Here is a 20867-nt window from a genome sequence, read left to right as displayed (position 1 = left end):
ACGACCGGGTCGGTTCGTCGTGGGAGGGTTTCCGGGCGCTGACAGCCGGATTGCGATGGACGCCCCCTCCTGGAGCAGGAAGGGGGCTTTTCTATTTACAGACGGAGGAAGGCATGCTGTTCGAACGCTATGGCGCATTTCTGCCATTGACCGGGCAAACGCCGCGCCTCAGCCTTGGCGAAGGCGATACGCCGCTGATTGCCGCACCCCGCCTGGCGCGCTCCATCGGCGTGCGTGAGTTGTACCTGAAGTACGAAGGCGCCAACCCGACCGGATCGTTCAAAGATCGCGGAATGGTGGTGGCGGTCGCCAAAGCCATCGAAGCCGGCGCTACCTCGGTCATCTGCGCTTCGACCGGCAATACCTCGGCGAGCGCGGCGGCATATGCGGCGCATGCCGGCATCGAGTCAATTGTGGTTGTGCCTGCCGGAAAGATCGCCCTGGGCAAACTGGCGCAGGCGCTGATGTATGGCGCGCGGTTGCTGGTGATCGAGGGCAACTTCGACGAAGCGCTGCGGATTGTGCGCGATCTGGCGCGGCAGTTTCCGGTGACGCTGGTCAACTCCGTCAATCCGCACCGCCTCGAAGGGCAGGCGACGGCAGCCTACGAGATCTGTGATACGCTGGGTGGTCCGCCCGATGCGCTCTGTCTGCCGGTCGGCAATGCGGGGAATATCACCGCGTACTGGATGGGATTCCGCCGGTATTACGAAGCAGGCAGGATCAACCGCCTGCCGAAGATGCTCGGCTTTCAGGCGGAGGGCGCAGCGCCGATTGTGCACGGCGCTCCGGTGGAACATCCTGAGACGGTTGCGACCGCGATCCGGATCGGCAACCCGGCGAGCTGGTGTTATGCGCTCGATGCGCGCGATCAGTCGGGAGGATCGATCGACGCCGTCAGCGATGAGCAGATCCTGCGGAGCTGGCGCGACCTGGCGCGCCTGGAAGGGGTATTCGCGGAGCCGGCATCGGCAGCCGGCGTCGCCGGGTTGCGCAAAATGGTCGCCGAAGGGCGCGCCGATCCGGATGCATGCTATGTGGCGGTGCTGACCGGTCATGGACTGAAAGATCCCGGACTGGCGGTGGAGCAATTCGAGACGCCTCAGCCGGTGCCGGCGGATATGAATGCCATTCTCCGATGGTTGGGCTGGTGATGCAAGGAGGGTTCGCAATGCCTTTGCTGGTGATGAAGTTTGGCGGAACCTCGGTTGGCGATGCTGCTGCGATCCAGGCAGTAGCTGCAATTACCGAAGCGCAACGTGCTGCCTGGGGGCGTGTGGTGCTGGTGGTCTCCGCAATGAGTGGTGTGACCGATATGCTGATCCGTGGCGCGACAACCGCTGCGTCCGGCGATAAGCACACATTTCGCGATCTGGATCGGATGCTGCGCGAAAAGCATGCCGCTGCGCTGGCGGAGCTTGTGCCCGACGATCAGGAGCGCACCGCTATCGACGATCAGATTGCACGCCTGATCGACGAATTCAGCATCCTGTGTCACAGCGTCGCCGTTCTCGGTGAACTGTCGCCGCGCGCAATCGATGCGATTTCGAGTCTCGGCGAGCGTATGAGTGTGCGGGTGGTGGCTGCGGCGCTACGGGCGCGTGGCATTCCCGCCGAAGCGCTCGATGCTTCCGAATTCGTGGTGACGACTGCACACTTCGGCGATGCGCGCCCGTTGCAGGAAGTGACGCGCGAACGAACCCGCGCCCGAATCCTGCCGCTGCTCGGCAGAGGCATCGTGCCGGTCATCACCGGTTTTATTGGTGCGACCGAACAGGGGGTGACAACCACACTGGGGCGCGGCGGCAGCGATTACAGCGGTGCGATCATCGGCGCTGCGCTCGACGCCGATGAGGTCGATATCTACACCGACGTTGATGGGGTCATGACCACCGACCCGCGGCTGGCGCCCGATGCCCGTGTGATACCGGTTCTCTCATATGCTGAGATGGGAGAACTGGCATATTTCGGCGCGAAGGTGCTGCATCCGCGCACTATTCGCCCGATCGTCGAACGCGGCATTCCACTGCGTGTTCGCAATACGTTCAACCCGTACCACCCTGGCACGCTGGTGGTTCAGGATGTTGAGTCGAACGGTCAGACGGTGAAAGCCGTCACCGCCATCCGTAATCTGAGTCTCGTCACTGTTGAAGGACGTGGCATGATTGGCGTTCCTGGCGTTGCGGCACGCACCTTCGGCGCTGTCGCCAGTGTTGGCGCGAACGTGCTCATGATTTCACAGGCATCGTCGGAACAGAGTATTTGCTTTGTGGTGCCGTCCAGTACCATTCCTCAGGTCACCTATGCGCTCGAGCATAACCTGGCGATGGAACTGGCGCGCCGCGATATTGACCGCATCTGGGCGCGCGAGGATGTCGCAATCGTGACTGCCGTCGGCGCAGGTATGCGCGACACGCCGGGGGTTGCGGCGCGCGTCTTTGGCGCACTTGCCGACAATCATATCAATGTGATTGCCATTGCACAGGGATCATCCGAATGTTCAATCAGCACCGTCGTCGCTGCGGCGGACTGCGATGCCGCCGTGCGCGCTGTGCATCGTCTGACGGGAGTATGAAGCGTAACGGAGGGATCACAGTATGATTCACAAACGATTACCAGTCGCTATTCTTGGCGCCACAGGCGCCGTTGGTCAGCGGATGGTGCAACTCCTGGCGGATCACCCGTGGTTCGAGATTGCTGTATTGACCGGTTCAGACCGGACGATTGGGCGTCCCTACGGCGAATTGGTGCGCTGGATACTCGATACGCCGATTCCAGAACGGGTAGCAAAGATGATCGTTCAGCCAACTGAGGCGGTGGCTGATGTTGCAATTGCGCTATCGGCGCTGCCGACAGATGTGGCGCGTGAGGCGGAACCGCTCTGGGCGGCGCGCACTGCTGTCTGCTCGAATGCGTCCGCCTACCGCGCAGTCGCCGATGTGCCGCTGATCATCCCGGAGGTCAATCCCGATCAACTGGCGCTGATCGAACGTCAACGCACCGAACGCGGCTGGCAGGGATGCCTGGTGACCAACCCGAACTGTGCGACGATCAGCGCGGTGATGCCGTTGAAGCCGCTCCACGATGCATTCGGTTTGCAGAAGGCGCATATCAGCACGCTCCAGGCGGTATCCGGCGCCGGGTATCCCGGTGTAGCGTCGCTCGACATTATCGACAATATCATCCCGAACATCGCCGATGGCGGCGAAGAGGCGAAGATTGAGTCCGAGCCGCGCAAATTGCTTGGCAGAGTTGTGGAAGGTCAGGTTATCGAGACGCAGATCGCCATCAGCGCACAGGTGACCCGTGTTCCGATCATCGATGGACATACAGCGCTGATCGCGGCATCGTTTGCGCAGAAACCGTCGCCGGAGGAGGCGCTGGCGGTGCTGGAAGCATTCACGCCGCCTGAGATTGTGCGTCACCTGCCGAGTTCGCCGGAACGCGCACTCATCGTTCACCGCGTCGGCGACCGTCCCCAACCCCGTCGTGACCGTGATGCCGGGCGCGGTATGAGCGCCAGCGTCGGGCGGGTGCGCGCCTGCCCGGTGCTGGACCTGCGCATGGTCGCGCTGTCGCACAATACCATCCGCGGCGCAGCTGGCGGCGCTATCCTCAACGCTGAGTTGCTTGTCGCAAGCGGCATTGTGTCGTGAGCGGAGCGTAGACCGAAATTCATTTCGGTCACCGTGTGGGGCGCGCAGTTCCCACGAGTGTTCAACCTTGTCTATCAGGTTCAACCTCTGTGAGAACTGCTATAATCCGGTATGCACCGCGTGCCGTCGGGGTGAACCCCTCGGCTAGTCAAGGCGAAGCCCGCCTGCGCGGGCTATGGCGGATTATTTCTTCAAAGACCATAAGCCCCCGGCTCAACCCCCCGACCCCCCGCGTGCGGGGGGCGTGGGGCGAAGCCCGCCTGCGCGGGCTACAGCGGAATAATGACTCAAAGACCATATTCCTGGCGCGCTGAAGCCGTTCGCGTCCCTGCACCGCCTGAGGGCGCGGGCGTCTCGTCCGCGTGCTGGGATCGCGGGCGTCTCGTCCGCATTGGGAGCGCGGGCATCTCGCCCTTGACGCCCCGCGAGGGCGGGACGTCCTCGCCTTACAGGGGCAGGTTCTTTGGGGGCGCCTGTGTTCCTGCTCTCGTTTTGGGCTTCAGGACGCCCAACCTCCCCCTGCTCCTTTTGTGGGAGCAGGGGGTTGGGGGGATGAGGGGCAAAAGCGCACGGGAATGCAGCAAACTGCGCATCGCTTCCAAGAACGCTCCCCTTGAGCAGCGCAGAACAGGCACATTATTCCGACCCTTGAAGAAGCCATGCAGCAGGTGCTGACGCTCGATGAGATGGAAAGGCTTGTTGCCTGTTTGCGCCCTCTCGTCGAATCGCGGCAGGGCATCCATCGGCGTGCGGCAGCGTACCTGTGGGCGGTGAAGTAAGGCAAGCGTTCACATTTCTCCTGGGAGCGAGGGCATCTTGCCCTCGTAGACGCAGCGAGGGCGGGACGCCCTTGCTCCCAGGCGCGTGTGTTAACAACCCCAGGTGTGAACAGGTACGAAGTAAGGAATAGCAAGTAGATGTTCCCATTGGGAACTCTGCTGCCTGTGTTCGCTGCGGCTGCGTCGTGATCGGCGTGCTGCGATCCGGAGTGTGCGGGGTGGCGGCGCCTACCGCAGCCGCACCCGACTCAGAATCCGCTGCCCGCGTGCGATGGTTGCGCCGAGTTCCGGTACACGCAGCAGAGCAGCGACACCAGCGTAGACCAGCCCTCCAGGAACCGTTGCGCCTGTCAGCCATACCAGGATTGGAAGGAAATCGCCGGGCCAGCGGTAGGTGTCGCCGGGTGCGACGAAGGGTAGTACCGCATATGAGGATCGGTGCAACAGGGCGAGGGTGAGCGCGCATGCCAGGGTTGCCAGGATCATTGCACCGGTTGCGCGGAAGAAGTCGTGCTCCAGTCCGCCCAACCGTCGTCCAAGTAGCGCCAGGAGCAGCGTGGCTTCAAACAGGTTCGCCAGGCTGAACGCCAGCCCCAATCCGCCCAGCCCCATCCCCAGCTCCAGAAACGACCATCCCAGGCTGATGTTGAGCGCCACCGCTCCAATGCCGACGATCACCGGTGTGCGGGTATCCTGCATCGCAAAAAAGGCGCGCACCACGATTTCGGCAGCGGCGAACCCGGCAAGTCCCAGGGCATACATCGCCAGCGCCTCAGCTGTCAATGCTGCCGATGTGTCGTCGAAAGCGCCGCGCTGATAGAGTGCGCGTAGTACAGGGAGCGCCAGGACGCCAAGGATCGCCGATGCGGGAAGCGCCAGGAAGAGCACGGCGCGCACTCCGCCGAGCGCCGTCGCCCGCAGCGTCGCCCGGTCGCCTGCGGCATACTGACGCGCCATGTCGGGAAAGAGGACCGTTGCCAGGCTCAATGCGATCAATCCGTGCGGCAACATCATTAATTGGAGCGCATAGGCGTTAGCCGCCAGTGCTGCGCTACCGAGCGTCGATGCCAGGCTGACGATTGCAATTATGTTGATCTGCCAGGCGGACTGCCCGAAAATGCGCGGTCCGAGCAGTCGCAGCACCTGTCCGACTCCTTCAGCGTGGAAGAACGACAGGAATGGAAGGCGTGTGGGGTGAGCGTCGGAAGGTTGCCGTCCGATCCGATACGTTGCTCCGACGGCGCGCAACCCCGGCAGTTGCACCAGCAGAAAAAGCGCCGCGCCGATATTCACCCCCCACACCAGACCATAGATGCCGAACCATGGTCCAAGCAGCGCGCCGCCAATAATCCCCAGGTTGTACAGGTTCGATCCGATGGCGGGTAACGCAAAGCGATTGAACGATTCGAGCGTCGCTTTGGCGAGACCGCCGACGCCGAGCAGGAACGGCTGGATCAACATCAGGCGCAGCACGTCTACGGTGAGCGCGCGCTCTGCCTCATCCAGTCCGCGTCCGACGGTCAATGCCACCAGCGGTGCGGCACATATCCACACCGCAGTGCATGCCGCAACCAGCGCCAGCAATGTCAGGTTCAGCACTGCGGACGCCAGGCGCCAGGCGTCGCGGCGTTGCTCCAGCGCCGCCGAAAAGACCGGGATGAACGCCGATCCTAACGCGCCCCCGGCAACCACCAGGTAGATCAGGTCGAGAATGCCGAACGAAGCGCGAAATGCAGCCAGTTCGGCGCTGGTGCCGAACTGATTCGAGATCAGCACATCGCGTGCCAGACCAAGCACCCGGCTCGCCAGGTACCCGGTCGCAACGATGATGGTGTTCAGAAGTGCGCGTGGATGTTTCACGGGAGAACCAAGAACCAAGAACTGAGAACTAAGAACTAAGAACTGAGAACTAAGAACCAAGAACTGAGAACTGAGAAACAGGAAAGGTTATTTGCGCAGATTGTCGCTTCCTGGTATAATCACACCCCAGCATGAGCGGCGCACCGGCAGCCGCTCTCATTATGAGCAGCGTTTACAGTATCGAGGAGAGTTCGAGTCTTGGCAAACACAAAGTCTGCTGAAAAGCGCATCCGGGCGAATGCGCGCCGCGCGTTGCGCAACAAGATGTACCGCTCGCGGGTCAAGACGGCGATCAAGAAGGCGGAACGTGCGATCTTCGCAGGCACGCCCAATGCAGAACTGGTGCGCGAAGCGATGAGCCTGCTGGACCGTGCTGCGGTCAAGGGGATCATCCATAAGAACAACGCCGCGCGCCGCAAGTCGCGCCTGGCGAAGAAATTCGCCAAAGCGACCGCTGCATCCCCATCCTGAAGCGTTTCAGGAGCACATGTCAGCAACGATCAATTCCAGTCCAGCTTCAATCTCTGCGCGTCCAGTCTTTGATGCGTGGTCAAGTTCGAGCAGGCGCCGGTGCAACTGACGCAGATCGGCATCACTGAATCCGCGCACCTGCTCGATCGCTTTCCGCACGACAAACGGCTTCTGCCCCAACTGCGCCGCAATGTCATCAGGACGCATGCGCTGTGCAACAAGATCTTTGACTCCCAGCAGGATGCGTACCTGCCGCGCCATCATGAACAGAATGTACTGCGCTGCCTGACCATCGTCGAACAGGCGGCGCAGACTGCTGAGCGCTGCGCTGCGGCGGCGGGCGCTCAGGTCGTCGATAAAGGCGAACAGGTTCTGCTCCTGCATATCGGCAACCAGCAGATCGACCTCGCGGACGGTGATGCGCCCGCCACGCCCGACAAAACTTGCCAGTTTGGCAAGTTCGTTGACCAGTAATCGCCCGTCATTGCCTGCCAGCAGGGTCAAGCGTTGCGCTGCGTCTCTGTCGAGCGAAACGTCGAGCGACTGCGCGCGTTCATGCAACCAGGTCAGCAGTGCAGCGCCTTCGCGCGGCAGGCACTCGTGGACACTGGCGTGTTTCTTCAGGAAGGTGAAGAGCGCGCTGCGTCGATCCACATCCTCGCTTTCTATGAAGACCAGGTCGCAGAAATCCGGCACACGCTCCAGGTACGCACGCAATTCATCACGCTCCTTTCCGGCTTTTTGATGCTTCAGCAGGTCATAGACGATCACCAACCGCCGGTCGGCGAGGAACGGCATCGCTTCGCAGGCGGTCACCAGGTCATCGAGCGTTGTTCGCCGTCCATCGAGCGTGGTCATATTCAGATCGGCGACGTCGGCGGGCACACGCGCCTTCAGTGCTGCCAGCGCCTCACTGCGCGCATATTCGTCTGGACCGTAGATGAGATACAGCATCGCGCAGAACCTGAGACAGGAGAAAACCCCACCGCCGGCGTGAAGCGGATAGGTTTCGAACCTGCACAAGGCAGGTGGGTGCCGGCCCGTGGGTATCTGCGGCCCGCCGCATAGCCCATGCTGTCGGAGCACGACTCCCTTCGAAACTGTGTTGGCTCGAAACAACACACCGCCCCCGACCGGGGTAGGGTTGCGCTGATCGTACCACCATACTGCGTTTCTGGCAACTATGATTCCGGTTACGGAAGTCGCATCTTCATCCAGCCCGATGTGTTGTGGAAATCGACGACCGCGCTGCCCGGCGGCACGAGCGCATCACACGCGACGCGCAGATCATCGCTCAACGTCATCTCCAGCACCGGCAGCGCTTCTTCCAGTTGCGCAATGGTGCGCACACCGAAGATCGGCGCCGTAATGCCGGGTTGATCCTTGACCCACAGCAGAGCAAGCTGCGCAGGTGTGAGACCATGCTCGCGCGCAAGCCCGGCAAAGGCGCGCCCGACCTCGATGCCGCGCGCAGTGACTCGTTCGGCATAGATGCCGCCGCGCAGGGCGACGCGCGAGTCGGGCGGAGGCGCAGCAATATCGGTATAGCGCCCCGCCAGCACCCCTTGAGCCAGCGGCGCCCACGGAATAATTGCCAGACCATACGTTTGACAGAGCGGCAACAGTTCATTTTCGATGCGTCGATCAAGCAGGTTGTAGGGCGGTTGCTCCGAGACGTAGCGCACATACCCCTTCAACTCGCTTACCATCAGCGCTTCCATCACTCGCCAGGCGGGGTGGGTCGAACACCCGACATAGCGCACCTTTCCCTGACGCACCAGATCGGTCAGCGCTGCCAGGGTCTCTTCGACCGGTGTGGCGGGATCGGGACGATGGATCTGATAAAGATCGATATGATCGGTCTGCAAGCGGCGGAGGCTGTCCTCACAGGCGCGCATCAGGTGCAGGCGCGAATTGCCCCGATCATTGGGTCCGGGTCCGACGGGAAAATGTCCCTTGGTGGCGAGGAACACCCGGTCACGCTTTCCGTCGCGCGCCAGGGCGCGCCCGATGATGCGTTCACTCTCCCCGTTGTTGTAACTGTTGGCGGTGTCGAACATATTGATCCCGGCGTCGAGGGCGCGATCAATGATGCGCAGCGCTTCCGCTTCGTCGGTTGGATTGCCGAAGTTCATCGCGCCAATGCACAATGGCGCCACACGCACGCCGGTGCGACCAAACAGACGGTACTCCATCGGTTTCTTCCTCTGCTTGCTGATCAATGCCTGAGTATACCACGATCCCGCGGAGCGGCTCCGCTTTGCCCGGCGGAGCGTTTGCGCGCTTCCGATAGTCGATGTGCCGGAGAGAAGGCGCCGGGTTGTCGATCATTCAGGTTGATGCCGATCCTCTTCCCGGCGTGATGCACAGCGTTATGATACAATACGAAGAAGACAGTTTCTCATGAGATGACGTTCAGGCATTTCATGCAGTGTTTGCCGCCGGAGCGCGCCAGGATGGACGACGGCTGCCTGAAGGAATGAGGAAGGAGGCTGTGATGACGGCCATTGCACCAGATCATCAGGCTGTGCCGAATGCGCCTTATGCACCGCCGCTGTGGGCGGATGTGGATCGCGCGCTTGCCGATCTGCACTCGCAAAAAGATTCCTGGGTTCAGGTAAGCCTCGACGAGCGCATCGACCTCCTCGCCGCCTTGCGTCGCTCCCTTGCCGAGGCTGAGGATCGCTGGATTACGATCAGTCTGGAGTCCAGGGGATTGGCGCCGGGGGGGTACGGCGAGGGTGAAGAACGCACCTGGTTCACAATCCTGACCCGCGCCCTGCGGTTGATCCATCAGGCGCTGATCGACGTGCGCGATCATGGGCGTCCGCATCTTCCTGGCAGTTTGACGACCCGATCAGATGGGCAGGTGGTGGCGATGGTGCTGCCTGCCAGCCGTTATGACTCAGCTCTCTTCCCCCGGATGACCGGCGAGGTCTGGATCGAACCGGGCATGACCGTCGAAGAAGTGGTGCAGCGCCAGGCGGAGGTCTACCGGAATCCGCCGGAGCGTGGGCGTGTTGCGCTGATATTGAATGCCAGCCAGTCTTCCTTCCTGCCGGTGACCGATGTGCTGCACAAACTGTTTGTCGACGGCGATGTGGTGGCGCTGAAGCTGCATTCGACCTGCGCCTCGCTGGCGTCGCTCTTTGAGGAGGTCTTTCGCCCGCTGCTCGATCAGGGTGTTGTCCGACTGATCTATGGCGATAAGGACCTTGATGCGTATCTCTGCGCGCATGAACTGGTCGATACTATCCACTTTAGCGGCGCCGATGCCGCTTTCGATACGCTGATCTTTGGTGCAGGGCAGGAAGGCGTCGAACGTCGCGCGCGGCGTGAGCCGGTGCTGGCAAAGCCGTTCAGCGGCGAGGCGGGTAATGTCACGCCCGTGCTGGTCGTGCCGGGTCCGTGGAGTGACGATGATCTGCACCGGCATGCGACTCTTCTGGTGCGTGCGTTCGTGTGCAACGCAGCGTCTGTTTCTGCCGCTCCGCGCCTGATTGTGCAGCACCGTGGATGGCGACGGCGTGATTCATTCCTGGCTTCGTTCGAACAGGTGCTGGCGCGTATTCCCACCCGGCAGGCGCCGTTCCCCGAAGCGCGGCGACAACTCGATGCGCTCCTGAATGCCCACGCTCGCGCGCATCGTATCGGGCAGGCGGATCTCGATCACCTGCCCTGGACGGTGATCCCCGACCTCGATCCTTCGTCGCTCGACGCGGACTGCTTTGTGCGCACGATGTTCTGCCCGGCTGTTGGTGAACTCGCGCTCGATGCAAAGGATGCAGCGACGTTCATCGACGCAGCGGTTGAGTTTCTCAATCGGCAGGTTCGGGGAACAGTGGCGGCGACGATCCTTATCCATCCGCGCACGTTGCGTGAACGCCGGGTGCGTGCAGCGTTTGATCGAGCGTTGAGCGATTTGCAGTACGGCACGATAACGATCAATACGGTGGCGCAGCAGGCGGTGCTGGCGGGTGTGCTGCCGTGGGGCGCGTTCCCGATTGCGAACGGCGAAAGGCGGTATGGCGGCAAAGTGGCGAACCCGCTGATGCTCCCCAACCCGCAAAAATCGATACTGCGCGGTCCTTTCAGCATTCCCCAACTGTTTCTCTCGGTCGAACCGCAACGCAACATTGAACTGTGCAAAGCGATCACCCGACTCGAACAGGCGCCATCGCCGTGGCGTCTGGCTCAACTGATGCGTCTGGCGTTGCGGCGGTAACCGGTATGCGCCTTTGCCCCTTATCCCCCTTGCCCTCTTCTCCCACAAGGGGAGAAGGGGGATTTTGGGCGTCCTGATGTCTGAAACGGAAGAAGACTAACGATCCTGCCACCAGGCGAAGGCATCGGCAAAGAACTGATCGTTCGGCTGCAACCGTGCAGCGCGTTCGAGATCGGCGCCGATGGCCGGATCGTCAGGATTGACAAGAAACTTGCCCCATGCCCCGACAAAATAGATCTCGGCGCGATCCGGAACAACCGCCAGGGCGCGCCCGGTATGATTAACCAGATACTCGCCAAGATTTTCTGTCCACCCCTCGGCGACCGTCCCGACGATCAGCGGCGAATCGATGCGGAACAGATCGGCTGCCTGATACGCGCGCATATGCTCTACTGCACGCGCATAGTCGCCATAGAACACCTCGTTGATGAGCGGGTAGGCGCTGGTTTCAATAGCTTCACGGTGTGCATCGTGGATCATCCGGATCAGGCGCTGATTCCAGCGTAATGAACCGGCGGTTGTCGGCGGATCGGTTGCACCGGCCTGCGCCACGGCATCATTGATCGCGCGCAGAGCCTCAGCCCACAGATCAGCCTGCACGAAAGCAACCGCTTTCCGGTTGAGTTCGGCAAAGGGAGACCCCTGATACCCGGCGGTCAGATCGGAGATTGCGAGTAAAACCAGGTCATCATTCTGCCAGGTATATACCTCACAGAATGGGTAATAGACCTCGCAGGCGTAGCAAAAAATATAGTACTCAAACCGCCTGAGCACCACTTCATTGAGACCGTCACCGTTGAGATCGGTCACAAAACCGACATTGGGCGATGACGAAAACGCAACCACTTCTGGTTGCAGGGTGACGCCATCAAAACTCAACAGGTGATAACTCCCGCTATGCAGACCCAGACCGCCCTCAACCTGAATCCATAGTTTACCGGGCGCGATAGCCACCTGTCGAACCTCCTCGAGATAAGCCGGTTCCAGGTTGACCCCGGTCTGTTGTTTGACAAGCGTTACTCGCGCTCGTTCCTGCCATCGGTTGTCGTCATAGGAGTAGATCGCAACGAAATGCGCTGCCCTCTCATCGAGTCCAAAATTGCGCATGTCGAGACTGTAGACCACCCACCACTGCCGTCCATCATCGCTGCGCATCGGTTGAGCGGCAAAATCGGTGAAGGCCTCAGGCGGCAACCGGCGGCGCACGTCCGCAAACAACGCTGCAAAGACCTTATCATCCGCCGATGGCGGCGCAGGCGGCAGGTTGTAGGTTTGATCAGACTGGCATTCGCCGCGATAGAACGACCATTGTTCACACAGAGTGCCATCATCAAGGATACAGACACCAATATGACTGCTGTTGCCACTGGAGCGGATCTCCAACCGTCCACCTTTCTCGATGCAGTAGAGCGAAGCCGGGTCGGTGAGCGCCGCCAGCGGGGTTGGCGTGACGGGAGGTGTTGTCGCTGGAACCGGTGTCGGGCTGACCACCGGCGGCGATTCCGTCACGCGCTGAGGGGGTGTCAGTGTGGCAGGCTGGCTGGGGAAGGGTGAGCAGCCACTGCTCAGCAGCGCGAACACAACCATCACGACCAGGGTCAACCGCCACTGCAATCGACGTGAGGATGCATACATAGCTCACCTGCTGCGTGTGATCCGCATATTCACTGACCCAGGGTATAAAATTCATCGTTAGGACATAGCGCGCTCATATTTGCCAGCCGGTTGCTCATCGCAAAGAAGGCAGCAATTGCGCCGATCTCCCAGATATCCTCCTGCGTGAAGCCGTGATCGTACAACGGTTGCCAGTCCGACTCGTCAATTCGGGCCGAGTCAAGCGCTACTTTCAGCGCATACTCGATCATGGCGCGTTGACGCGGCGTGATCTCGGCGCGCCGGTAATTGGCGGCGATCTGTGTGGCAAGCCGCGGGTTCTTGCTGCGGATTCTGAGGATGGCGCCATGCGCGACCACGCAGTAGAGACAATCGTTTGCAGCCGAAGTCGCTACCACGATCATCTCTTTTTCGGCTTTGGAAAGGTTGGAGGGCCGTTCCATCAACGCATCGTGGTACGCGAAGAAGGCGCGAAACTCATCGGGACGATGAGCCAGAGCGAGAAACACATTGGGGATGAAGCCGGTCTTTTCGGCAACCTTCTCGATCCGCTCACGAATATCCTGTGGTAGATCATCGAGCCGCTCAGGGATGGGGAAACGACTGACGGGGCGTTGATTGTCGCTCATAAGGAACTCCTTTTCTGCATTGGTATCGGGTCTGGCGCAGTACGGTTTGCGCTTAATCTACACCCATGGGTTACGTGGGTGAGTGCACATTTCTTCACATGCCATCATAGCATTCCGGCAAAAGCCCGTCCAGCCATATCCCCCATGTGCATGCAAAAAAGCGGAGCGTCAGCGCGATCCGGCGCCGCGTTCTCCTGCCCGGCAACCACGGAGCGCCGTTGATCCTTGACACGCACAGCAATGTCACCTATAATGCATTTCGTGATTTAGGCAAGACAAAATTATCTTTTTGGAGGATTTTAATTATGGGGAAACTGAAGACACGCGCCGCTATCTGGATCATACTGGCGGCTGCCCTGCTCGTCGGATGCGCACAACCCGCAACCGGCAGCGACGATCTGGCTGCCCATCCGATCCGTGTTGTTGCGACGACGGGCATGGTTGGCGATCTGGTACGCAATGTTGGCGGCGAGCGGGTCGAGGTCGTCACCCTGATGGGACCGGGCGTCGATCCACATCTCTACAAGGCAAGCGCCGATGATGTGGTGCAGTTGCAGCGGGCGGATATCATCTTTTATAACGGTCTCCATCTCGAAGCGGCGATGAGCGAGGTATTTGAACGGATGCAGAGTCGGAGTCGAACAGTCGCAGTGACTGGCGGCATCCCGCGTGAGGCGTTGCTTCCGTCAGACGAGTACGATAACCAGTTTGATCCCCATGTCTGGTTCGATGTCATGCTATGGCGTCAGACCGTGGAGTATGTGCGCGATGTGTTGATCGATCTTGATCCGTCGCATGCGTCGATCTATCGAACAAATGCCGAATCCTACGGGCGTCAGCTCGATGAGTTGCACGCCTATGTGCAGAGTCGGGCGGCGCTTATTCCCGAGGATCAGCGCGTGCTGGTGACCGCACACGACGCATTCCGCTATTTTGGACGCGCCTATGGGTTTGAGGTGCATGGATTGCAGGGCATCAGCACAGTGGTCGAGGCTGGCGCCGCCGATGTTCAGCAGCTTGCCGACTTTATTGCAACCCGGCGCATCCCTGCCATATTCGTCGAGACATCTGTGCCGCAACGGACGCTGGCGGCAGTGCAATCCGCAGTGCGTGCGCGCGGGTTTGAGGTGCGTATCGGCGGGGAACTTTTCTCCGATGCTCTGGGCGATCCCGGTACGCCAGAGGGGGAATACATCGGTATGGTGCGACACAATATCGATACTATCGTTACATCGTTGCGAGGCGAAGGTTGAAAGGGGAGACGCATATGAAAACGGGGCAACCTGCGATCCAGGTGACCGATCTAACGGTTGCGTATCGTGATAAGCCGGTGCTGTGGGATGTTGATCTGACGATCCCTGGCGGCGTGCTGATGGGGATCATTGGACCGAACGGTGCTGGCAAAACGACGTTGATGAAAGCGATTCTGGGTCTGGTGCGACCTTCCGCCGGGCAGGTGTTGGTCTATGGCAGGCCGTATGCCCAACAGCGCAGGCTGGTTGCGTATGTGCCACAGCGGAGCAGCGTGGACTGGGATTTTCCGACCAGTGTGCTCGACGTGGTGGTGATGGGGCGGTATGGTGCGCTGGGTTGGTTTCGGCGTCCAGGGAAGCGTGAGCGTGAACAGGCGCTCGAAGCGCTGGCGCGTGTCGGTATGCAGGATTTTGCCAGTCGCCAGATCGGTCAGCTTTCCGGCGGGCAGCAACAGCGTGTCTTTCTGGCGCGTGCGCTGGTGCAGGATGCGCAGGTGTATCTCATGGACGAACCGCTGCAGGGTGTTGATGCCACCACTGAGCGAACCATTATTCATATTCTGCACGACTTGCGCGCGACCGGTAAAACGGTTGTGGTTGTGCACCACGACCTTCAAACGGTCAGTGAGTATTTTGACCAGGTTGCGCTGTTGAATGTACGTCTCGTCGCCAGTGGTCCGGTGGCAGAGGTATTCAACGCAGCGACGCTGCGCGCCACGTATGGCGGACAGATCGCATTTCTCGAGGGACGCGATCCTGGACGTTCTGCGCCTGAACCGCACGCTGGAATTACTGTATCGTAGACAGGAAGATAGCAATGCTCAACGACCTGTTGTTCGACTACACCTTTCGCACTGTTGCGCTCGGTTCCGGGATTATGGGTATTGTGAGCGGTATGCTGGGTGCGTTCGCCGTGCTACGGCGGCAAAGTTTGCTTGGCGATGCGATGTCGCACGCTGCACTGCCCGGCATTGTGCTCGCATTCATCATAACCGGAAGCAAGGAGCCGCTGGCGCTTATGATCGGTGCGGCGGTCGCCGGGTGGATTGGTGCGCTGTTCGTTACGGCGATCATCTCCACCACCCGCATCAAGCAGGATAGCGCATTGGGGTTGATCCTGGCAACGTTCTTTGGGCTTGGGTTAGTGTTGCTGACGTGGGTGCAAACTCTTCCCAATGCAGCGCAGGCTGGTCTTGACAAATATCTTTTTGGTCAGGCGGCAACCTTGCTTGAGCGTGATGTTGCAACAATGGCGGCGATTGGCGGATTGGCGTTGCTGGTGCTGGCGCTTTTCTGGAAGGAATGTGCGATCCTGTCGTTTGATCCCGATTTTGCCAGAAGTATGGGCTTGCCGGTGCATCTGCTCAGCATGCTGCTGACATCACTGCTGGTGGCGGCGATCAGCATCGGCTTGCAGGCGGTCGGCGTTGTACTCATGAGTGCGTTGATCGTCGCTCCGGGGGTTGCGGCGCGTCAGTGGACTGATCGACTCGGTGTGATGGTTTTGCTTTCCGGCGTTTTTGGCACCGTTGCCGGAGTTGGCGGGGCGTTGCTGAGCAGCGCTGCCGCCCGTCTCCCCACCGGACCGGTGATTGTTGTGTGCATCAGTGTGCTGGCGCTGATCTCGTTATTGTTCGCGCCGCGCCGCGGGCTGGTGTGGAACTGGTTCCGGGATATTCGCCCGGTCGCAGGGCGGGGCGTGTGACGTGGATGGTCGATTGGTCTGGAAGGCAGTGTCGCATATGGAACTGTTCACCGACATTATTCTCATCGCAAGCGTAACTGCGGTTGCCTGTGCATTGCCCGGCGTTTTCCTGGTGCTGCGCCGTGTGGCAATGATCAGCGATGCCATTACCCACACGGTTCTGCTGGGGATCGTGCTGGCGTTCTTCGTTGTGCGAGACCTGACTTCGCCGATCCTGGTCGTCGCCGCAGCTGGCGCCGGAGTGGCGACCGTGGTGCTGATCGAACTGTTGAGTCGCTCGAACCGGGTGCGCGAAGATGCTGCGATTGGGCTGGTTTTTCCGCTGCTGTTCAGCATTGGCGTTATCTTGATAGCGCAGTACGCAGGCAGTATTCATCTCGATGTCGATGCCGTACTGCTTGGCGAACTTGCGTTTGCACCGCTGGATCGGTTTGAGTTCGCCGGAAACGATCTTGGTCCGCGGTCGCTCTGGCTGATGAGCGGTATCCTGATAGTATCGCTGGCGTTGCTGATCGCGTTCTACAAGGAGTTGAAACTGACAACCTTCGACGCGGCGCTGGCGTCTGCTTTTGGATTTGCGCCAGCGGCTTTGCATTACGGTCTGATGAGCGTGGTATCGCTGACGGCAGTAGGCGCCTTCAATGCCGTCGGTTCGGTGCTGGTCGTGGCATTGATGGTTGCACCGCCGGCTGCCGCCTATCTGTTAACTGATCGTTTGTCGCGTCTGCTGGCATTGAGCGCTCTGTTTGGCGCGCTGGCGGCAAGCCTGGGGTGCTGGGCGGCATTCGCGCTCAATGCGTCGATTGCCGGCGCCATGGCAGTGATGGCGGGATTGATCTTCTGTCTGGCATGGATGTTTGCCCCGCAACGCGGTCTGCTGGCGCAGGTATTGCGGCGCATCCGTCAGCGATGGGAGTTTGCTCAGGCGATGCTGGCGGTGCATCTGCTGCACCACCAGGCAACGGCGCAGGCAGCGGTTGAGTGTCAGGCTGCGCATCTCAGCGAACATCTGAACTGGGCGCCCGCATTTACGGAACGGGTGGTGCGTCGTGCTGAACAGCGCGGCTTGCTGGTGCAGCAGAATGGCATGCTTATATTGACCGATCAGGGGCGGCGTTTTGTGGCGACGATCCTGGGGGGAGATAGGCTGTAACCGCCTGCACGAGGAGCGGTGTGCGCCCTGCGCATCGCGCGCACCGGGCGAACCGCTGTAACCGCGTGCGCGAGGAGCGGTGTTCCACTCCGCCAATGTCGGCGCGTCGCCGAACGCTGTAACCGCGTGCGCGAGGAGCGGTGTCACGTCAATGTCCGGCAACAGATTGTCCATACGCTGTAACCGCGTGCGCGAGGAGCGGTGTGCAACACAGCGACAATAATTTGCGGAAAACGCGCTGTAACCGCGTGCGCGAGGAGCGGTGGACTGGTCAGAACGCGCGTTCGCGTTGGGGTGCGCTGTAACCGCGTGCGCGAGGAGCGGTGACCACGACTCCGAGAAACGCTGAAAAACGCCGTTCAGATTGCATGCGCAAGGAGCAGGTAGAGCCACGCAGTGCTAGTATGCTAGCATACTAGCGCCATTGATGATGCATACCTCTGCCGCCGGAGGGGCGCAGCAATGCGTTCCACGCCATCCCGCAGCATCATAGATATTGAGAACTTACAGCATTTCTCAGATACATTGACCATTATTCCTATCCGCCGTGTCGCGCGAGGCGCCCGCTGCCAGCGGAGTGTAGACCGAAATTCATTTCGGTCGCCTTGTGGGGAGTGCGATTCCGGGAGTGTTCAACCTCCGTGTCGCGCGAGGCGCCCGCTGCCAGCGGAGTGTAGACCGAAATTCATTTCGGTCGCCTTGTGGGGAGTGCGATTCCGGGAGTGTTCAACCTCGTCCGCCAGGTTCAACCTCTGTGAGAACTGCTATAATCCGGTATGCGCCTCGTGCCGTGGGGCTGATGGAGATTGAGAAATAAATCCGCTATCCCGCGCGTGCCGTGGGGCTGATGGACTTTGAAAAAATATTCCGTTATACTGATACTCATCCGTGTCAAGCCTTGCTCAGGAGGTTGCGATGCCGGCACGCCGGACCCTTCACGTGTCCGTCGAGGAGCGGGAGGCCCGCGAAGACCTGCGCGATCACGCCCCCACGCCCTATGTGCGTGAACGGGCGGCAGCGTTCCTGCGCATCGCGTCCGGCGTGCCGCCCGCTGTCACGGCGCGCGCACGCGTGCTGCGTCCGCGCCATCCGGAAACCGTCTCTCGCTGGCTGAAGCGCTGGGACGCCGAGGGCATCGATAGCCTCCCCATCCGGGACGGACGCGGGCGCACGCCCGCTTGTTCCCCCTGACCGCCATGACCCTGCGACGGCGGCTCCTGAGGTGGAGCATCTGGTCCGCCGTGACCCGCGGCCGTGCGGGCTGACCCAGACGCGCGGGACCCTGGACGCCATCCGCAGCCCGTTGGCGTGGGGGCGCGACGCCTCGCTGCGCGGGATCGCCCGCATCCTGGATCGGTTGGGCATCACCTGGCAGCGCGCCCGCAGTCATGTGCATCGCCCTGATCCGCACTCTCAGGCCAACCTGCAGGAGATTGCGGACGTGGCGGAGGATGCGCACGCGCACCCCAACCAGGTGGTGACCGTGGATCGGGATGACGTCCCGGTCACCCGGCGCCCGACCCTGGCCAACGGGTATGGGCGGGCGGGCGCCGATCCGGTGCGGGCGGAACGGAGTTTGGCGACCGATGGCGACCTGCGCAGCGTGGGCAGGTTGGACGTCGTGACGGGCCAGGTGGTCACCCGGCGGGCGACGACGATGGGCCTGGCGACGCTGGCGCCGTGCTTCCCGGACCGGCGCGCCGCCTATCCTGAGGCTGAGCGCATCTATGTGATACTGGATACCTGGCCGGTCCATGTTCATCCGGATGTCCTGGTGGCGCTCGAGCCGCACACGACCTGCTGGGCGTTTTCCCGTCCTGGCAAGTGGCCGGCCACGCCCAGTGGACGGGCCGTGCGCCGGGCTGGGGATGTCCGCCTGCCCATCCAACGGATGCCGGCGCCGACGGATGCGTCGTGGCGCCGCTTGATTGCGAGCAGCTGGGGCGGTGGATGCGTCAGGAGGTCACCCGCGTGCACCGCTGGGCGACGGATCGCGATCAGGTGCGCAGCCATCTGGATGCTTTCTTCGCGTCGTTTGCAACCGGCTCGCCAAAGCTTGTACCGTATGTCGGTCTCGGATAGCGGATTATTTATTCAAAGACCATAAGCCCTCGGCTATCCAGGGCGAAGCCCGCCTGCGCGGGCGAGAATGGATTATTTCTTCAAAGACCATCAGGTGCGCTGCGCCCCCGTATGCGCCCTTGCCGTGGGGATGCAGCCCTCGGCTATGGAATGCAAAGCCCGCCTGCGCGGGCTGGAGCGGAATAATTACTCAAAGACCATAATGCCTGCGGGATGGCGCTGCACACGAGCAAGATGTGACATGCAACACACTTCCTCAGCAGTAAGACGAGCTTTTTGCAGCAGACTTATGGTATGATTCTCCCATGTTCTTATCGCTCCGTAAGATCTGGTTTCTTCCTGCAACCCTGACGCTGCTCGTATTCGTGTGCGGCGCTGCTGGCGTACTTGCCGTCAAACGTGAGCCGGCAAAGCATCGTGCAGACCTGCTGGAAGCCCGTGCACGCTGGAGCGGTCGCCCATTCGATGCGTACCTGATGCGGTTGCGTGATCGCGGGTGCCGGATGGAGGTCGAAGTGCGCTCTGAGCGCGTGATCAAAACGCGCTACGCCGCACGTCCGTGTGAGCAACCGCCGGTTGCTGTGCGCGACCTGTTCGATCTCGTTGGGCGTCACGGTACGGTGCGTCGCACATGCGTCTCACGTGGTTGCGCCTGCGACGATGTTCTCTCGGTGCGCGCCGAATATCATCCCACCCTTGGCTACCCGCAGATGCTCGAAATCACTCTGACTCCCACCCCAAACTGGCGCCACGCCGATTTCTGGCAGGCGGTGTGGAAAACACGGAGCCTCGATGCCTGCAATGACCTTCCCGTGGGCAGCCGGATTCTGACCGTTGTTTCTCTAACGCCGCTTCCCTGAGTGTCGTCAGGCGCGCCTGCAATCACTGTTCTCTGCATCCCTGTGCCGGATGTGCGTGATGATCCGGCGGTAGCCGGATCTTCTTCCCCGGTCATCGTTCTCTTTCACACTGCTGCGCCTGATCAATCTACACTTTATGGAAGCCCGACATTGCTTCGGGACAGGATGCTCTGGCATCGGAGCGAGCAGAGTGACGCTGTCCTCTGTCTCTAATGGAGATTGAGCACTTAATCCAGTATGCGCCTCGTGCCGTCGGGCTGATGGTCTTTGAATAAATAATCCGGTATAGCCCGCGCAGGCGGGCTTTGCCCTGGTTAGCCGAGGGCTTCAGCCCCACGGCTAGCGCGGTATAGCGGAATAAATTCTCAATCTCCATAAGCCCTCGGCTAGTCAAGGCGAAGCCCGCCTGCGCGGGCTATATCGGAATACTTACTCAAAGACCATACGCCCTCGGCTATGCGCGGCGAAGCCCACCTGCGCGGGCGAGAGCGGATTATTGCTTCAAAGACCATTAGAGCATGCTTCGACGATACGTGCCTGTTGCGCCCACGGCAGGCTTCGCGTCCCGAATGACACACCG

General features: G+C 60.9%; 16 protein-coding genes, 1 other RNA gene, 1 pseudogene and 1 CRISPR repeat array. Of the genes and pseudogenes, 12 read left to right on the top strand and 6 right to left on the bottom strand.

The window, feature by feature from the left end; genetic code table 11:
- Window positions 1-113 precede the first annotated feature (113 nt).
- From thrC to asd, 3 genes are read left to right on the top strand one after another with little or no spacing between them, the layout of a single operon-like run.
- Window positions 114-1154 carry a threonine synthase gene (gene thrC / locus ROSERS_RS15840; RefSeq protein ID WP_011957787.1) on the top strand — a complete coding sequence of 347 codons (1041 nt, stop codon included), beginning with the start codon at window positions 114-116 and terminating at the stop codon, window positions 1152-1154.
- Between the two features lie 17 nt (window positions 1155-1171).
- Window positions 1172-2575: an aspartate kinase gene (locus tag ROSERS_RS15835; protein ID WP_011957786.1), complete on the top strand. Its 1404-nt coding sequence runs from the start codon at window positions 1172-1174 to the stop codon at window positions 2573-2575.
- A 22-nt stretch (window positions 2576-2597) separates the two neighbouring features.
- Window positions 2598-3656 (top strand): aspartate-semialdehyde dehydrogenase, encoded by a 1059-nt coding sequence (asd, locus tag ROSERS_RS15830; protein WP_011957785.1) that lies wholly within the window; start codon window positions 2598-2600, stop codon window positions 3654-3656.
- Window positions 3657-4663: 1007 nt separating this feature from the next.
- On the opposite strand, the gene murJ is transcribed toward asd, so the two are convergent.
- Window positions 4664-6295, bottom strand: coding sequence for a murein biosynthesis integral membrane protein MurJ (gene murJ / locus ROSERS_RS15825; protein ID WP_011957784.1), 1632 nt, complete (start codon window positions 6293-6295; stop codon window positions 4664-4666).
- A 198-nt stretch (window positions 6296-6493) separates the two neighbouring features.
- On the opposite strand from murJ, the gene rpsT reads away from it, so the two are divergent.
- Complete coding sequence (gene rpsT, locus ROSERS_RS15820; RefSeq protein ID WP_011957783.1) at window positions 6494-6766, top strand: 30S ribosomal protein S20; 273 nt, start codon at window positions 6494-6496, stop codon at window positions 6764-6766.
- A 6-nt stretch (window positions 6767-6772) separates the two neighbouring features.
- Here rpsT and holA read toward each other — a convergent pair whose 3' ends face one another.
- The 3 genes from holA to ROSERS_RS15810 form a co-directional block, all read right to left on the bottom strand.
- A complete protein-coding gene (holA, locus tag ROSERS_RS15815; RefSeq protein WP_011957782.1) occupies window positions 6773-7720 on the bottom strand; it encodes a DNA polymerase III subunit delta in 948 nt (315 codons plus the stop codon).
- 21 nt (window positions 7721-7741) lie between these two features.
- Window positions 7742-7914, bottom strand: a non-coding RNA gene (gene ssrS / locus ROSERS_RS25150) — 6S RNA.
- Window positions 7915-7959: 45 nt separating this feature from the next.
- A complete protein-coding gene (locus tag ROSERS_RS15810; protein ID WP_011957781.1) occupies window positions 7960-8961 on the bottom strand; it encodes an aldo/keto reductase in 1002 nt (333 codons plus the stop codon).
- Window positions 8962-9263: 302 nt separating this feature from the next.
- Here ROSERS_RS15810 and ROSERS_RS15805 point away from each other — a divergent pair, with 302 nt between their 5' ends.
- Window positions 9264-10991 (top strand): aldehyde dehydrogenase family protein, encoded by a 1728-nt coding sequence (locus ROSERS_RS15805; protein ID WP_011957780.1) that lies wholly within the window; start codon window positions 9264-9266, stop codon window positions 10989-10991.
- Window positions 10992-11087: 96 nt separating this feature from the next.
- Here the strand turns inward: ROSERS_RS15805 and ROSERS_RS15800 are convergent, their stop codons facing one another.
- Complete coding sequence (locus tag ROSERS_RS15800; protein WP_011957779.1) at window positions 11088-12626, bottom strand: putative hemolysin; 1539 nt, start codon at window positions 12624-12626, stop codon at window positions 11088-11090.
- Window positions 12627-12655: 29 nt separating this feature from the next.
- Window positions 12656-13234 (bottom strand): peroxidase-related enzyme, encoded by a 579-nt coding sequence (locus ROSERS_RS15795; RefSeq protein ID WP_011957778.1) that lies wholly within the window; start codon window positions 13232-13234, stop codon window positions 12656-12658.
- 305 nt (window positions 13235-13539) lie between these two features.
- Between ROSERS_RS15795 and ROSERS_RS15790 the strand changes: the two genes are divergently transcribed.
- The 7 genes and pseudogenes from ROSERS_RS15790 to ROSERS_RS15755 all read left to right on the top strand — a co-directional run bounded on the left by ROSERS_RS15790 (window position 13540) and on the right by ROSERS_RS15755 (window position 20287).
- Window positions 13540-14487: a metal ABC transporter solute-binding protein, Zn/Mn family gene (locus ROSERS_RS15790; protein ID WP_011957777.1), complete on the top strand. Its 948-nt coding sequence runs from the start codon at window positions 13540-13542 to the stop codon at window positions 14485-14487.
- Window positions 14488-14501: 14 nt separating this feature from the next.
- Complete coding sequence (locus ROSERS_RS15785) at window positions 14502-15290, top strand: metal ABC transporter ATP-binding protein (protein WP_011957776.1); 789 nt, start codon at window positions 14502-14504, stop codon at window positions 15288-15290.
- 14 nt (window positions 15291-15304) lie between these two features.
- Entirely contained in the window at window positions 15305-16192 is an 888-nt protein-coding gene (locus ROSERS_RS15780) for a metal ABC transporter permease (protein WP_011957775.1), read from the top strand.
- Window positions 16193-16229: 37 nt separating this feature from the next.
- A pseudogene (locus tag ROSERS_RS24265) lies at window positions 16230-17039 on the top strand (metal ABC transporter permease); the annotation flags it as partial.
- Between the two features lie 298 nt (window positions 17040-17337).
- Window positions 17338-17671: a CRISPR direct-repeat array (repeat unit 29 nt; unit sequence CGCTGTAACCGCGTGCGCGAGGAGCGGTG).
- A gap of 589 nt (window positions 17672-18260) precedes the next feature.
- Window positions 18261-18536: a helix-turn-helix domain-containing protein gene (locus tag ROSERS_RS26900; RefSeq protein WP_041333855.1), complete on the top strand. Its 276-nt coding sequence runs from the start codon at window positions 18261-18263 to the stop codon at window positions 18534-18536.
- Between the two features lie 31 nt (window positions 18537-18567).
- Window positions 18568-19452: a winged helix-turn-helix domain-containing protein gene (locus ROSERS_RS15760; RefSeq protein ID WP_041333851.1), complete on the top strand. Its 885-nt coding sequence runs from the start codon at window positions 18568-18570 to the stop codon at window positions 19450-19452.
- A 280-nt stretch (window positions 19453-19732) separates the two neighbouring features.
- A complete protein-coding gene (locus ROSERS_RS15755) occupies window positions 19733-20287 on the top strand; it encodes a hypothetical protein (protein WP_011957773.1) in 555 nt (184 codons plus the stop codon).
- Window positions 20288-20867 lie beyond the last annotated feature (580 nt).

The sequence above is a fragment of the Roseiflexus sp. RS-1 genome (genome assembly GCF_000016665.1).
GTDB lineage: Bacteria > Chloroflexota > Chloroflexia > Chloroflexales > Roseiflexaceae > Roseiflexus.
This window is presented reverse-complemented; position numbering and strand designations above follow the sequence as displayed.

Coding starts and splice junctions, on each gene's coding strand:
- thrC (WP_011957787.1), top strand. CDS start 114: ATGCTGTTCGAACGCTATGGCGCATTTCTGCCATTGACCGGGCAAACG.
- ROSERS_RS15835 (WP_011957786.1), top strand. CDS start 1,172: ATGCCTTTGCTGGTGATGAAGTTTGGCGGAACCTCGGTTGGCGATGCT.
- asd (WP_011957785.1), top strand. CDS start 2,598: ATGATTCACAAACGATTACCAGTCGCTATTCTTGGCGCCACAGGCGCC.
- holA (WP_011957782.1), bottom strand. CDS start 7,720: ATGCTGTATCTCATCTACGGTCCAGACGAATATGCGCGCAGTGAGGCG.
- ROSERS_RS15810 (WP_011957781.1), bottom strand. CDS start 8,961: ATGGAGTACCGTCTGTTTGGTCGCACCGGCGTGCGTGTGGCGCCATTG.
- ROSERS_RS15805 (WP_011957780.1), top strand. CDS start 9,264: ATGACGGCCATTGCACCAGATCATCAGGCTGTGCCGAATGCGCCTTAT.
- ROSERS_RS15800 (WP_011957779.1), bottom strand. CDS start 12,626: ATGTATGCATCCTCACGTCGATTGCAGTGGCGGTTGACCCTGGTCGTG.
- ROSERS_RS15795 (WP_011957778.1), bottom strand. CDS start 13,234: ATGAGCGACAATCAACGCCCCGTCAGTCGTTTCCCCATCCCTGAGCGG.
- ROSERS_RS15790 (WP_011957777.1), top strand. CDS start 13,540: ATGGGGAAACTGAAGACACGCGCCGCTATCTGGATCATACTGGCGGCT.
- ROSERS_RS15785 (WP_011957776.1), top strand. CDS start 14,502: ATGAAAACGGGGCAACCTGCGATCCAGGTGACCGATCTAACGGTTGCG.
- ROSERS_RS15780 (WP_011957775.1), top strand. CDS start 15,305: ATGCTCAACGACCTGTTGTTCGACTACACCTTTCGCACTGTTGCGCTC.
- ROSERS_RS26900 (WP_041333855.1), top strand. CDS start 18,261: ATGCCGGCACGCCGGACCCTTCACGTGTCCGTCGAGGAGCGGGAGGCC.
- ROSERS_RS15755 (WP_011957773.1), top strand. CDS start 19,733: ATGTTCTTATCGCTCCGTAAGATCTGGTTTCTTCCTGCAACCCTGACG.